The organism is Enterobacter sp. S-33, assembly GCF_028735835.1.
Classification (GTDB): domain Bacteria; phylum Pseudomonadota; class Gammaproteobacteria; order Enterobacterales; family Enterobacteriaceae; genus Enterobacter; species Enterobacter vonholyi.
Genome location: NZ_CP117838.1, coordinates 52,825 through 68,000 on the forward strand (window position 1 = coordinate 52,825; position 15,176 = coordinate 68,000).

The window sequence follows — 15,176 nt, forward strand, 5'->3', positions numbered from 1 at the left end:
GACTCTACGACTATGGATACCCGTCACCCACCCGTTCGTTTCTCACAGCGTCTGATCAGCTGGATTGTCTGCGGCCTGATGGTCTGGCAGCCGATGGCGCCTGCCGTCGCGGCGGCGCTCACGCCGACCGGGCAGACCACGGTCGATCGGGCGGGGAACGGGGTGCCGGTCGTCAACATCGCCACGCCCAACGGGGCGGGTATCTCGCATAACCAGTTCGGTGAGTATAACGTCGGCAAAGAGGGGCTTATCCTCAACAACGGTACGGACCGTTTAACCCAGACCCAGCTGGGCGGGCTTATCCAGAACAACCCCAACCTGCAGGCCGGGCGGGAAGCGAAAGGCATTATCAACGAAGTCACGGGTGCCAGCCGCTCGCAGCTACAGGGCTACACGGAAGTTGCCGGTAAAGCAGCAAACGTCATGGTGGCCAACCCGTACGGCATTACCTGTAACGGGTGCGGATTTATCAACACCCCGAACGTCACCCTGACCACGGGGAAACCGCAGTTCGACGCCAGCGGTAACCTGCTGGCGCTGGAGGTGACGAAAGGGGCCATCACGGTTGAAGGCCAGGGGCTGGATGCCAGCAAGAGCGACGCGCTGTCGATTATTGCGCGCGCGACGGAAGTGAACGCCGCGATCCACGCGAACGACCTGACGGTGACCGCAGGGGCGAACCGCGTGGGGGCAGACGGCAGCGTCAGGCCGATTGCCGGTGAGGGCGCCGCGCCCGTGGTGGCCGTGGATACCGGCGCGCTCGGCGGGATGTATGCGAACCGTATTCGCCTGGTCTCCAGCGAGACGGGCGTGGGGGTGAACCTCGGCAACCTCACCGCGCGCCAGGGCGACATTCAGCTGGACGCGGGCGGGAAACTGACGGTCACGAACAGCCTGGCCAGCGGCTCGATTACCGCGAACGGCGCGGGGGTGGCCCTCAGCGGCAGCCATCAGGCCGGGGGGGCGCTGAGCGTGGCCAGCTCGCGGGATGTGGAGCTCAGTAACAGCACGCTCGCCAGCCAGGGCGATATGCGCCTTTCCGCTGCGGGGAAAGTGCAGACGACAGGCGGCGGGACAAACAGCGCGGGCGCGCTGGCGGTGAGCAGCGGGCAGGGGATGATGCTCAGCAATACCTCCCTGGTTTCCCGCGGCGCGGCGACGCTGGACAGTAAAGACACCCTGACCGTCAACGGCGGCGGCGTGTCGGCACAGGGCGGGGCGCTGACCGTCACGAGCAAACAGGGAATGGCGCTTGCGGATGCGACGCTGACGGGTCAGGCCGACACCACGCTGTCCACCGGCGGCAGCCTGACGCAGCGCGGCGGCAGCGTCACCAGCAAAGGCGCGCTCAGCGTGGCGACCGGGAAGGATATCACCCTGACGAATACCCGCAGCGGAAGCAATACCCGCGCGACGCTCAGCAGCGGCGGCACGCTGTCCTCCACGGCCAGCGCGGTCTCGGCAGGAGAAAGTCTGTCCCTGAGCGGCGGGCAAATAGTCCTGGACGGCCAGAGCCGGGCCGATGCCGCGGGCGATGTCCGCCTGACGGGCAGCGCCGTCAGTAACCAGGGGCAGGTGAATGCGGGGCGCGACATTGCGCTCTCCGGCGACAGGGTGTCCAGCAGCGGCCAGCTGGCGGCGAAAGGCCGCCTGGACGTGAACGCGGGAGAGCTGACGAACGGCGGCACGGCGCAGGGTAACGACGTCACCCTGAAGGGGCAGACGGTCACTAACAGCGGTACCCTGCAGAGCGCCGGCAACCTGGCGCTGAGCGCCGGTACCCTGGAGCAGCGGGGCACGCTCAGCGCGAAAGGCAACGCGAACGTCACGGCGCAGCAGACCCTGCGTAATAGCGGCAGCCTGCTGGCTGACGGGACGATGAGCGTGACGGCAGACGCGCTTGAACAGAATGGCACCCTGTCCGGCGCGACGGCGCTGACGGCGCAGACCGGCACCCTGACCAGCGGTCAGGCGTCCCGTACCACCAGTCAGGGCAATGTTCAGATTACCGCGGCCCGCAGCGCCAGCCTGAACGGGCAGACGGACGCGGCGGGGGCCTTAACCGTCGTCAGCACCGGCGACCTGACCACCGGCCAGGATGCGCACCTGCAGAGCGGGCAGGGGCTTACCCTGCAGGCGCAGAATGCCGTGCTGAACGGCACGCAGGCGGCGAAAGGCGCCCTGTCGGTGACGGCGGGCACCCTTGCGCATGCCGGGAAATCCACCGGTAACGCGCTGAGTTTTAACGCAACCGGCGACCTGACCAGCGGCGGCGAGCTCACCGCCGGTACCCTCAGCCTCAGCGGACAGAACATCCTTCACTCCGGCGTCGCAAAAGCGGACCGCATGACCCTGACGGCCCCCGGGCGCATCACCAGCAGCGGTACGCTGGTTGCCGGTACGCTGGCGCTGGACGGTGCCTCGGTGGAGAACGGCGGGCTGCTGCAGGGGACCACCCTGCTCGACCTGAAGACCGGGTCGCTCACGAACCTCACCGGCGGGTCGGTCTACAGCGCGCAGGATTTAACGCTGAACGTTCCGGCGCTGGCCAACAGCGGGCTTATCACCACCGACGGCACGCTGCGCATTAAAGGCGACACGCTGACAAACCAGGGTGAAATTAACGGCGTCAGCCTGAGCAGCGACTACCTCAGCCTGACCAACAGCGGACGCCTGCTGGCGGACGACCGGCTCACCCTGAACGGCACTGCATTTACTAACGCGGGCAATATTGCGGCCGGCGACCTGCACATCACGGCGGACAGCCTGCAGAACCAGGGCACCGTCGGGGGGGACGCGGCGCTGACGCTCGGCGTGGCAGACCTCACTAACCGGGGCGCGCTGCGCAGCGGCGGAACGCTCACGCTTAACGGTGAAACGCTGGCCAACAGCGGCGAGCTCAGCGCCACCGCGCTGCTGCTGAACCTGACCCGCCAGGCCAGCAACGATGCCGACGGGCGGGTGATTGCCCGGGACGGCCTGACGCTGACCGCCGCCAGCCTGACGAACGGCGGCCTGATGGCCGGTACCGACGCGCAGTTTAACAGCGCGTCGGTGACCAACGGCGGCACGCTGCAGGGAACCCGCTCCCTGACGGCGACGGGGGCACAGCTCAGCAACCTGCAGGCGGGCATGCTGCTCTCCGGCGGCGCGCTCGGCCTGCGCCACACCACCCTGACCAACGCCGGGCTGCTGCAGGGCAACACCCTGAACCTGGCCACCGGCGAGTGGATGAATACCGGCAACGCGCTGGGGGAAGCGGGCGTGACGGCGGCGGTGACCGGCACGCTGACCAACAGCGGCAAGGTGCTCAGCCAGCAGGCGCTGGACGTCCAGGCCGGCAGGACCGATAACCGGGGCCAGCTGCTGGCGAAAGTGCTGACCCTGCGGGGCGACCTGCAGAACAGCGGCCTGCTTCAGGGCAGCAGCACGCTGGCCTGGTCCGGCAACACCTTCACGAACCAGCCTCAGGGCCAGGTGACGGGCGGCGAGACCCTGACGCTCAGCGGACAAACGCTGAGCAACGCGGGCAGCCTGCAGGGGCGCCGCGCGACGCTGGACGCCGCGAGCCTGAATAACCAGGGCAGCGTTCAGGCGCTGGACGCCCTGACGCTTTCCGCGACCGGCAGGCTGGATAACACCGGCGCCCTGCTCAGCCAGAACCTGTTCACGCTGACGGCGGCCCAGCTGTTCAACGACGGCCAGCTGGCCGGGAAGGCGCTGACGGTGAACGCCGCGCAGCTGACCAACACCGGCATGCTGCAGGGCAACGACACGCTGGCGCTGACCACCCGCGCGCTGAGCAACGGCGCCACCGGGCAGCTGATTAGCGGCAGTTCTCTGGACCTGTCCCTCGACACGCTCGATAACGCCGGCCTGCTGCTGGTGAACGGCGGGTTTACCCTGCGGGGCAGCGACCTGACGAACCGGGGCGATATTCAGGCGCAGAGCCTGGATTTGGGCCTGAGCAGTGCACTGACCAGCACGGGGAACATCGTTGCCACCGGAGATGCCGCGCTTCACGCGACAACGCTGACCAGCAGCGGCACGGTGGCGGGCAAAACGCTGACAGCTGGCGCGACGGAGCTGCGCAACAGCGGCCTGATGCAGGGCAGCAGCGCGGTTAACGCCGCCGCCGACCGCTTTATCAACGAGCTGAACGGCAAATGGCTCTCCGGCGGCGGCTTCACGCTGACGGGGGGAGAGCTGACGAACGCCGGTACGCTGCAGGGCGCGACGCTGGGCATGACCGGCACCACCCTCACCAACAGCGGCACGGTGAACGGGCAGACGGGACTTGGCGGCACGCTCAGCGGGGCGTTAACCAATACCGGGCTGCTGCAGAGCGGCGGCACAACCACCTTCACCGCGGACACCCTGGCGAACCCGGGGCGCATCACCGGCGGCACGCTGTCCCTCACCGCCCGCGATATGAACAACGGCGGGCTGATGCAGGGAACGAATGGCCTGGCGCTCACCGGCACCACGCTGACCACGGGCGCGACCTCGCGCACCCTCTCCGGCGGCATGCTGACGCTGGACGCAGGCCAGCTGACCACCCAGGGCACGCTGCAGGGGAACGGCGCGGACATCCGCGCCACCGGCGACTGGACGCACGGCGGGTCCCTGCTCAGCCAGGGAGCGCTGACGGCCACGACCGGCGGCACGCTGACCTCAGCCGGCTCGCTGATGAGCCAGGGGCGGGCGGATATCACCGCACAGACGCTGGACAACCGCGGGCAGCTCCTCAGCGAGGGGGATGTGACGCTCGGCGGCAGCACGCTTAAAAACAGCGGCACCGTGCAGGGGAACACCCTCACGCTGCATCAGAACAGCATTAACAACCAGGGCACGCTGACCGGCCTGCAGAGCCTGACCGTTCAGGGGGAGCAGCGGCTGATGGCGCGCATGGCGATGGCCGCGCCGCAGCAGGCGCTGATTAACGGCGCAGGCGGCAGGCTTCTCACTCAGGGCGTGCTGACCATGGCATCCGGCGCGGTGACCAACGCCGGGAGCTGGCAGGCGCAGAACATTCTGCTTAACGCGCAGTCGCTCACCAACAGCGGCACGGTGCAGAGCGCCGACGGGCTGCAGATGACGCTGGCCGACACGCTCACCGGAACCGCGGGCAGTAAGATCACCGCGCTGGGTGCGGCGACGCTGCAGGCCGCGACGCTGGCGAACCAGGGGCAGTGGGCGGCGAAAAACCTGACGCTGACGGGCGGCACGCTCAGCAACAGCGGCGCCATCAGCGGCGTGAATGGCCTGACCCTCAGCCAGACCGGCGCGGTCAGCCAGCAGTCTGGCGGCACCCTGCTGTCCGGCGGGGCGCTGAACGTCACGGCGGCCTCCGTCACCAGCGACGGCAAAATGCAGGGGGGCACGCTCGGCATCACCACCGGGGCGCTCACCAACGGCGGACGTCTGCAGGGCGATAACGGCGCGACGCTGGCCCTCAGCGGGACGCTCACCAACAGCAGCGGAGGCGAAATCGTCAGCCGCGATGCGCTGACGCTGACCACGCCCGCGCTGTTTAACTACGGCCTGATTCAGGGCGGCGGCGAGACGCGCGTGACAGCCTCCTCGCAGGCGCGTAACGACGGCAGGCTGCTCTCCGGCGCGCGCCTGACGCTCGGCACGCCGCAGTTCACCGGCACCGGCTGGCTGCAGGCCACCGACCTGATACTCAATGCGGCAAACGCCACCAACGGCGGCACGTGGGTGGCCGATCGCGCCACCCTGACCGGCACCGCGTTTGCCAGCCAGGGCACCACCCAGGCGGGACAGCTGACGGTTAACTACGGCCAGCTGAACAACAGCGGCACGCTGCTCGGCAACGCGCAGCTGAACATCAATGCCGACCAGGTAATCCAGAGCGCGGGCGGCAGGCTGCTGAGCGGCGGCAACCTGTGGCTGCAGAGCCGGGGGCTGGACCTGACCGGCCAGCTGGTGTCCCTGGGGGACTTAACGCTGCAGCTGACGAACGCGTTTACCAGCCGGACCGCCGTGGCGGCAGGCCGAACCCTGACCATCAGCAGCGGCGGCGACATCGATAACCGCAGCGTGCTGCAGGGGCAGGCGGTTAACCTCAGCGCGGGCGGGCAGCTCAGCAACAACGGACAAATCACCACCGGCGGCGGCACCAGCACGCTCTCCGGCAGCAATGTGGCGCTGAACGCCGCGGGCTCGGTGCAGGGCGGGGGCGACATCACCATTGCCAGTAGGGGCAATATTACCGTCGACGGCTTCACCGGCACGCGCGGCTCGCTGACCCTCAGCGCGCCGGGCTCCATCGTTAATACCGCGCTGCTGTACGCGGCGAATAATCTGGCGCTGTTTGCCGACAGCATCACTAACCAGCGCGGCGACATCATGGCGGGGAACAACCTGTGGATGCAGCGGGATGCGGCGGGGAATGCGAACAGCCAGGTGGTGAACACGTCGGGGAATATTGAGACGCAGGGGGGTGATATTGCGATCAGAACGGGGCATTTGCTGAATACCCGTGATGGACTTTCGGTAAATAGCTGGACGGAGACTTCACAACTGGCTGAAAACGTCGGTGATGCAACGATTGAACTGCTTGTCCTGAGTCTCCCTTCAACGTCTTACAGAATCAGCAATACGAAAACCAAAGGATATCGCAACTGTACTTGTGCAATTGAGTACGATATTTACAGTTCATCTTTTGTTCCTACCGCAGAGAGCAGCCAAATGCGCTTTGCTGGCTCAGTGGTACATCTTGATGTAAGTGCGAGCGGTGGCGCGGGACGCATCGCTTCCGGGCGCGATTTGGTTATCAATGCTGGTACTCTGGAAAATAAATCAAGTCAAATACTGAGTGAACGTAACGCATCTCTTTCAGGCTCGCAGCTGAACAATGAGAGCTATCAATCGGGAACAACGGGGACTTTTTATAATTATAAGTATCTCAGTTCTACTGGGGGTTCATCTTCGGAATCGGGATATCCTGGACCAAAAGCTAACTCGACCTTTATTTATGAGTTACAAGGTCTGACGACTGAATCTGTGGAGGGCGAAACCTTACGCGCCGTCATCCAGGCGGGCGGCAACGTCACCGCAAACTTCACCAGCAACATCAGCAACACTAATACCACCGCTAACGCGGGCGGCGTCAGCAACGTTATCTCCACCCCGTCGCTGAACACCCTCAGCAACCAGACCATCGGCAGCGGCGTGCAAAAACAGGGGCTGAACGCTACCGGCACCGTGGCGGTGAACTCGCCGCAGTGGAACGATCGGCTCCAGGGCGCGCTGCAGCAGCTTAACGGCGGCGGCGCGCTGGAAAACGGCGGCGCGTCCGGCACGCTTCTCAGCAACATTGCCACCACGCAGAAAGGCAACGCGAACCTCGGCCAACTGGGCGCGCTGGCGAACGCCGGGGTCACCACCGCCGATCTCCGAACCGCTCAGGGCGGCGCCGTCGGGCATTATCAGGGCCAGCGCGTCGATACCAGCGCTTACCCGCTGCCGTCGGGCAACAACGGCTATTTTGTCTTCTCCGACAACCCGAAAAGCCCGTACCTGATCAGCATCAACCCGAAACTGAACGGTCTCGGACAGCTTGATCCCGCCCTGTTTGCCGACCTGAACGCGATGCTCGGGATCAAACCGTCGTCCACTGCGCCGCAGGAGACGCGGCTGGCGTTTACGGACGAGAAGCAGTTCCTCGGCTCGTCTTACATGCTGGGCCGCCTCAACCTGAACCCGGACTACGATTACCGCTTCCTCGGCGATGCGGCGTTCGATACCCGCTACGTTTCCAACGTGGTGCTCAACCAGACCGGTAACCGTTACCTGAACGGTATCGGCTCCGATCTGGATCAGATGCGCTACCTGATGGACAACGCCGCGGCGGCGCAGCAGTCGCTGGGCCTGCAGTTTGGCGTCTCGCTGACCGCCGATCAGATTGCCGCGCTCGACCACAGCCTGCTGTGGTGGGAGAAAGCCACCGTCAACGGCGAAACGGTGATGGTACCGAAACTCTACCTGTCGCCGAAGGACGTCACCGTCAACAACGGCAGCGTGATCGCAGGCAACAACGTCACCCTGAAGGGCGGCAGCATCACCAACGGCGGCAGCACGCTGCTGGCGAAAAACAGCCTGACGCTCGACAGCCAGAACAGCATCAGCAACCTCAGCAACGGCCTGATGAAAGCGGGCGGCGACCTGAACCTGAGCGCCATCGGCGATATCAATAACATCAGCTCCACCATCAGCGGCAAAACGATCGCGCTGGAGAGCCTGGACGGCAGCATCAATAACCTGACCCAGGTTGAGCAGATTGATATCAACGCCGGCGGGAAGTACGGCAACATCGGCCTGAAAGACACCCTGCTGGGCAACACGGCATCGATTACCGCGCAGGATGGTCTGTCCCTTGAGGCGGGGAAAAACATCACCGTTACCGGGGCGAACCTGGCCTCCGGCGGCGATATGCTGCTGAACGCGTGGGGCGATATTGCCGTCAACGCGAATCAGATCAACGACGCATTCAGCTCCAGCCGGGCGAAAACCAGCCGTTCGTCCGTCACGTATCAGGGCAGTAACGTCACCTCGGGCGGCAACCTGCTGGTGAACGCCGGGCACAACCTTGACGTGACCGCCAGCGACCTGAAGGCGGGCGGCAGCGCGGGGCTGAGCGCGGGCAACGATCTCAACCTGAACGCGGAGCAAACCAGCGAAAGCAGCCGTAAAGGGAAAAGCGAGTCCCACAGCACCGGGCTCGACCGCACCACGATTTCCGCAGGCGATAACCTGGTCCTGAAGGCCGGGCAGGATATCAACGCTCAGGCCGCCGCGCTGGCGGCGGAGAAAAGCGTCGGGCTGCAGGCGGGTCGCGACGTGAATCTGGCGGCGGAAGAGACCACGCAGGGCGACAGCTATAGGTCAGGCAAGAAAACCGTCATCAACGAATCGGTACGCCAGCAGGGAACCGAGATCGCCAGCGGGGCGAATACCCAAATCCTCGCCGGGCGCGATGTCACCACCGAAGCCGCGCAGGTGACGGCGAAGGGCGATATCGGCGTGGCGGCAGGCCGTGACGTCAATCTCAATACCGCAACCGAAAGCGACTATCACTACAAAGAGCAGACCAAAACCAAAAAAGGGTTCCTGAGCAAGAAAACCACCCACACCATCGAGGAGAACAGCGCGACGCGTGAATCTGGCTCATTGCTGAGCGGTGACAACGTGCAGGTGGTTGCGGGCAATAACCTGTTGGTGTCAGGCTCCGCCGTGGCGGGCGATGGCGACGTGCAGCTTAAGGCGGGCAACAACGTTGATATTGTGGCGGCCACGAACAGCGATACCTCCTGGCGCTTTAAGGAAGAGAAAAAATCCGGCCTGATGGGCTCGGGCGGGATTGGCTTCACCATCGGCAGCAGCAAAAGCACGCACGATCTCCGTGAGAAGGGCACTACCCAGAGTCAGAGCTTCAGTACGGTGGGTTCGACGGGGGGGAGCGTTGATATCGCCGCCGGTAATCAGCTGCATGTGGGCGGCGCGGACCTGGTGGCTGGCAAAAATATGGCGCTCACCGGTGACAGCGTGGTGATCGAGCCGGGTCATGACAAACGCGCCCGCGATGAGAAGTTTGAACAAAAATCCAGTGGCCTGACGGTGGCTCTGTCTGGCGTAGTGGGTAGCGCAATCAACAGCGCTGTTACCACTGCACAGGAGGCGTCTAAAGAAAGTGATGGACGTCTGGCTGCCCTGCAGGCAACGAAAGCGACACTTTCGGGCGTACAGGCAGCGCAGGGAGCGGTTGTTGCCCAGCAGACTGGCGATCCGGCGAACGGATTTGGTGTCAGCCTCTCTCTGACTAGCCAGAAATCGAAATCTCAGCAGCATGCCGAGAGCGACACGGTAGCGGGCAGCACGATCAATGCCGGAAACGATCTTTCCATTACCGCCACGGGCAAAGGTAAGAGTGCGAATAGTGGCGATATCCTGATCGGCGGTAGTCAGCTGAAAGCGGGCGGTGACGCCGCGCTGAATGCTGAAAACGACATCCTGCTGACGGGAGCGGCCAACACGCAGAAAACCACCGGCAAAAACAGCAGCAGTGGTGGTGGTTTGGGCGTAAGTATTGGGGGCGGCAGCGGCGGGATGGGGATCAGTGTCTTCGCCAATGTGAATGCGTCTAAAGGTAATGAAAAAGGTAACGGCACCGCCTGGACCGAAACCACGCTGGACAGCGGCGGCACGGTCTCCATGACCAGCGGTAGAGATGCCATTCTGAACGGGGCGCAGGTCAACGGTGAGAAGATTGTCGCTGATATTGGCCGCGATCTTTTGGTGAGTAGTCAGCAGGACAATAATGATTACAAATCTAAGCAGACCAGCTTAGCGGCGGGCGGCAGCTTCACCTTCGGCAGTATGACTGGCTCCGGTTACATCAGTGCCAGTCAGGACAAGATGAAGAGCACGTACGACTCCGTTCAAGAGCAGACGGGGTTGTTTGCCGGTAATGGTGGATTTGACGTCACGGTTGGCCGTCATACGCAGCTGGATGGCGCGGTTATTGCCTCCACGGCGACGGCTGACAAAAATTCGTTGGACACGGGAACGCTGGGCTTTAGCGACCTTCACAACGAGGCGGATTATAAGGTCAGCCATACGGGTGTGAGCCTCAGTGGGAGCGGTAGTTTTGGCGATACGTTTAAAGGCAAAATGCCGGGCGGCATGATTTCAGGCGCAAGCCACAGCGGTCATGCGGAAGGTACCACCCAGGCAGCGGTGGCTGACGGCACCATTATCGTTCGCGATCGGGATAATCAGAAGCAGGATGTGGCAAATCTGAGCCGCGATACCGAACATGCTAATGACAACATCAGCCCAATCTTCGACAAGGAGAAAGAGCAAAATCGCCTGAAAGCAGTCGGGCTTATCAGTGATATCGGCAGCCAGGCGGCGGATATCGCGCGGACACAGGGAGCGATAGCGGCACGGAATGCCATGACCGATCCAGAGGCGCTGAAGGCGGCCAAAGAGAAGCTGAAATCGGAAGGTAATGCTAACCCAAGTGATAAGCAAATCGTGAATCAGGCTGGCCAGACGGCAATGGAGAAGTACGGTACAGGCAGCGATATTCAGCGCGGTATTCAGGCGGCAACGGCGGCACTTCAGGGCCTGGCGGGCGGTAATATTGCGGGTGCCTTGGCAGGCGCGTCGGCGCCTGAGCTGGCGCATCTGCTTAAAGCAACCGAAGGCGATCCAACCGTCAATACCGTTGCGCACGCAATTCTGGGCGGCGCGGTGGCGGCTCTTCAGGGTAACAGCGCCGCTGCGGGAGCTGCAGGGGCGGCAACGGGCGAGCTAGCTGCGCATGCTATAGCCAGCCTGCTCTATCCGGATGTTAAAGACCTGTCGAAACTGAGCGAAGATCAAAAGCAGACGGTCATTACTTTGGCATCAATATCGGCGGGGATGGCTGGAGGAATTGCGGGGAATAAGACGGTCTCGACAGCAACGGGTGCACAAAGCGGGAAGAATGCGGCTGAGAATAATGCCAATTCTTTCCCTCTACCTGATGGTCTGGCCAAATATATGACTTCTGCAGGCTCATTGAACAATTATGCGGAAGCCAAAGGTGCATCTGCGGATGAAAAGCAGGCCATGATGAATAAGCTGGCAAAAGGAGACTTGCCTGAAAATCAGCAACCCGCTACCGGGCTGGTTAAAGCATGGGGTGCGGGTATGTCAAGTGTAGTTGCTCCAGCACTATTACCTGGAGCGGCAACGGCAGGATCCGTCGTGGCTTCTGGAATGATTGGTGGCACAGCAAATGTGTGGTCTCAATTAAACACTAATGAACCCTTCAGCGTAACCGACGCACTTATAGCAACAGGGGTTAGTGGATTAACACAAGGTCGTGGGTTCTGGTTTACAGAAGGTGCGAGTATGGCTGGTGCTTATGCGGGGGCTGTGTTGCAAGGGAAAGATCCGCTTGCTCCAACTGTTGGCGCAGGATTTGGAACTTTAGCGGGGGCGGGAATAGGTAAGGGATATGAGAAATTGCAAAATTACTTCCCGCAATATTCTTTGCCAAAATATACTAGTACTATTACCGAAGCTGTTGGTTCCGAATTTATTGGTAGCTACGCCCAAGCTTTAACTGAAAAACTACAAAAAAACCAGAGTAGCAATAAATGATGATTAATCCGCGACTAAAACTTTTCTTATTACTGGTATTACTCTGGATGTCAGGTCTCTTTATCACTATGGCTGCAGGCCGTCTGCTAATTGCAGCGGCCTCGTATCTCTTCCTTAATGATTTTGATTTCAAGTGGAGCGACTTGATTACTGCGCTCAAAATCTCTGTAGGCGCAGGGTTCATCATTGGAGGGGGGCAGTCCCTGCAGGTGAAAGAGAAAAAATGAAAATTTCATTTTACTGGGCTTTAAAAGAAGAGAATGCGGCCTACCCCAGCCTCTCCACCCTCGTCTCCCCCTCCGCCATAGACAGCTGATACAGCGAAAACGATCGCTGCTTCTCAATCAACTGCGCCAGCTCCGGCGAGTGGCTGGTGAGCCAGATCTGAGAGTAGCGGCTGGCCTCGGCGATTAAGCTCGCCAGGGCGGGCAGCATCTGCGGGTGCAGGCTGTTTTCCGGTTCGTTCAACGCGATAAACGCCGGTGGGCGCGGGCTTAACAGCGCTACCGCCAGGCACAGAAAGCGCAGGGTACCGTCGGAGAACTCCGCGGGTTCCAGCGGCCTGCTCAATCCCTCGCGCTGCATCATCATGCGAAAACGTCCGCCAGCGTTGTCGCTGTAAAACACGCAGCCGGGGAAGGCCTGGTCAAGGATGCGCATCAGCAGCAGCTCGTCGCCAATCTCGACGATAGTCTGAAACGCGGCCGCCAGGTTTGCACCGTCGCTGGCCAGCACCGGGGAACGGAAACCGACCTGCGGGGCCCGCATCGCCGAGCCGATTGATACAGAAAACTCATGATAAAAGCGCCAGTTACGCAGGGACTCGCGCATCTGCGACACTTCCGGGTAAAGGTGCGGTTCGCCGAGCTGGCCGAATACCGATTCGTTCTCGTACAGCGTACCGCTGTGGGTCACCTTCTCGTGATGCACGTTGTTCAGAAACACCGCCTGGTTCTTACGCTTCATCAGCTGTGACGAAGGACGACGGTGCTGGCCGCTCAGCCAGATGGACTCCTCTTTAATCACCGGGTCGAGCTGAAACTGCGAGGGATAGGGCAGCTTCTCCACAAACCCGACCTGCAGCTCGTATTCGTAGGCCTCTGTTTCCACCGCGAGGTTCATCCGCCGCAGCTGGTCGCTGCGGGTTTTGCCTGCCCAGAACACCTTCAGAATGCCGCCCTCGTTCGCCAGCGCCTGGGAAAACTGCCCTTGGGCGGCACTGTGCATCAGGTGTATCGCCTTGTAAATATTGGATTTCCCGGTGCCGTTCGGCCCGAAGACGATATTGAGCTGCTCCAGCTCCAGCGACATCTCGCGGATGGAGCGGTAGTTTTGAATGTGCAGGGTGTGGATCACAGGCAGGCCCCTTTCGCAGAATAAGCCTGTATATAATCACAGTCTTTGAGATGAAATGCAAAAAAGAGACGACAGTGAGGATGTCGTCTAAACGGGGTACTGCTTTGGGCCTCTATGGGTCAATGGGGCCTTCGCATTTTTTTCATCACTTGACTGCCAGACGCAGACCCAAATCATCAGGATAGGGATCAAAGTAGTTTTGCGTCATCAGATACCGGTCGGGGTATTCGGCCAGGTAGTGCTTCAGCAGCGTGATCGGGGCGAGGATTGGCAACTGTCCGTTGCGATAGTGCAGGATCACGTCGCGCAACTCGCCGCGCTGGCGGGTGTTAAGCTGGTTACGAAAATACCCCTGAATATGCATCAGCACGTTGGTGTGATTCTTCCGCGAGGCGGGTTTTTTCAGGATGGTCATCAGCTTTTCCCGGTACGCCACGAAGAAGGCGTCCAGGTCTTCCCACTCGTGCAGCGAGGCAACGAACGGGCCGATTTCACGGTAACCCGCCTGATGGTGCGCCAGCAGCTGGAGTTTGTAACGGCTGTGGAAGTCCAGCAGCGCGCGGCGCGTGAGGCCATTTTTACGCAGCGTGTTGAGTTCGTGCAGGGCAAAAACACGTTCGACAAAGTTTTCACGCAGCACCGGATCGTGCAGGCGTCCATCCTCTTCCACGGGCAGCCACGGCCAGGTTTCAAGGAGGGCAGCGGTGAACAGCCCGACCCCCTCCTTGCGGCCCCGGTTGCCGTTTTCATCGTACAGCCGCACGCGTTCCAGGCCGCAGCTTGGGGATTTTGCACAGACGATAAATCCCGACAGATCGCCGATTTTTGGCAGATAGTCCGCCGTAAAGTCGGCCATTTTCTGCGTGAGGTCATCATGAGGCGGCTTGCTAAAACGGAGCTGCGTTTCGCCGCTTTCCGTCAGCGTCAGGCGTATGGCCGGGCGAGGCGTCGGCAGGCCGATGGCCATCTCCGGGCAGACGGGCCTGAAATTTACCCACTGGGCCAGCTCATCCATGACGAAGCCCATACGCTTGTGTCCGCCGTCAAAGCGGACGGCGGATCCGGTCAAACATCCGCTAATACCCAGCACTGGTTTCGTCGTCATGGTGTAGTCCTCCCGTTCATATAATTAAAACTTACACAACATGACTAATTTGTCCAAGTATTCGCGGAACTATTTTTTTTATTCCTTTAGAATCAATGCGCCTTAGCTGCCTTTATAGGTCGAGTAACCGTACTGGCTCAGCAGAAGCGGGATGTGCAGCTTCTCGTTGGTGCGGGTCACGGTAAACAGCACCGGGATCTCCGGGAAGAAGGAGTCCAGTTTTTTGCCGTGGAAGTACTCTGCGGTTTTGAAGGTCACTTTATACACGCCAGGCTGCATGTCCTGGTCCTGCGGATAGAGTGATTTGATGCGTCCGTCCTGGTCAGTTTTACCGCTGGCGATCGGGGTCCATTTGTCCTGCTGCTGCTTTTCCAGCGTGACGGTGACGCCCGGTGGAGGCGTGCCGGTTTGCTGGTCGAGGATGTGTACGCTCAGGGTGCCGGCCGGGGCGGCGCTAAAGGCGGCAGGGGTAAAGGCCATCGCGGCCAGCATCAGCAGAGGGGCAGTTTTTTTCATGGTATTTTCCTGTGGAGTTATA

The 15,176-nt window shown here is 61.6% G+C and carries 5 protein-coding genes; 2 read left to right on the forward strand and 3 right to left on the reverse strand.

Features of this window, described 5'->3' with window-relative positions:
* The first annotated feature begins 12 nt into the window (after positions 1-12).
* The gene (locus PUP35_RS00260; RefSeq protein WP_274241493.1) at positions 13-12,177 is read left to right on the forward strand and encodes a hemagglutinin repeat-containing protein; all 12,165 of its coding nucleotides are present in this window, start codon (positions 13-15) and stop codon (positions 12,175-12,177) included.
* Positions 12,174-12,404 carry a hypothetical protein gene (locus tag PUP35_RS00265; protein WP_047651828.1) on the forward strand — a complete coding sequence of 77 codons (231 nt, stop codon included), beginning with the start codon at positions 12,174-12,176 and terminating at the stop codon, positions 12,402-12,404. The genes PUP35_RS00260 and PUP35_RS00265 overlap by 4 nt, the downstream gene beginning before the upstream one ends.
* A gap of 40 nt (positions 12,405-12,444) precedes the next feature.
* On the opposite strand, the gene PUP35_RS00270 is transcribed toward PUP35_RS00265, so the two are convergent.
* The 3 genes from PUP35_RS00270 to uraH form a co-directional block, all read right to left on the reverse strand.
* Complete coding sequence (locus PUP35_RS00270) at positions 12,445-13,533, reverse strand: AAA family ATPase (RefSeq protein ID WP_274241497.1); 1,089 nt, start codon at positions 13,531-13,533, stop codon at positions 12,445-12,447.
* Positions 13,534-13,678: 145 nt separating this feature from the next.
* A complete protein-coding gene (locus tag PUP35_RS00275; protein ID WP_111964276.1) occupies positions 13,679-14,638 on the reverse strand; it encodes a YbgA family protein in 960 nt (319 codons plus the stop codon).
* Between the two features lie 102 nt (positions 14,639-14,740).
* A complete protein-coding gene (gene uraH / locus PUP35_RS00280) occupies positions 14,741-15,154 on the reverse strand; it encodes a hydroxyisourate hydrolase (RefSeq protein ID WP_045907932.1) in 414 nt (137 codons plus the stop codon).
* Between the last annotated feature and the right edge of the window lie 22 nt (positions 15,155-15,176).

Coding starts and splice junctions, on each gene's coding strand:
- uraH (WP_045907932.1), bottom strand. CDS start 15,154: ATGAAAAAAACTGCCCCTCTGCTGATGCTGGCCGCGATGGCCTTTACC.
- PUP35_RS00260 (WP_274241493.1), top strand. CDS start 13: ATGGATACCCGTCACCCACCCGTTCGTTTCTCACAGCGTCTGATCAGC.
- PUP35_RS00275 (WP_111964276.1), bottom strand. CDS start 14,638: ATGACGACGAAACCAGTGCTGGGTATTAGCGGATGTTTGACCGGATCC.
- PUP35_RS00265 (WP_047651828.1), top strand. CDS start 12,174: ATGATGATTAATCCGCGACTAAAACTTTTCTTATTACTGGTATTACTC.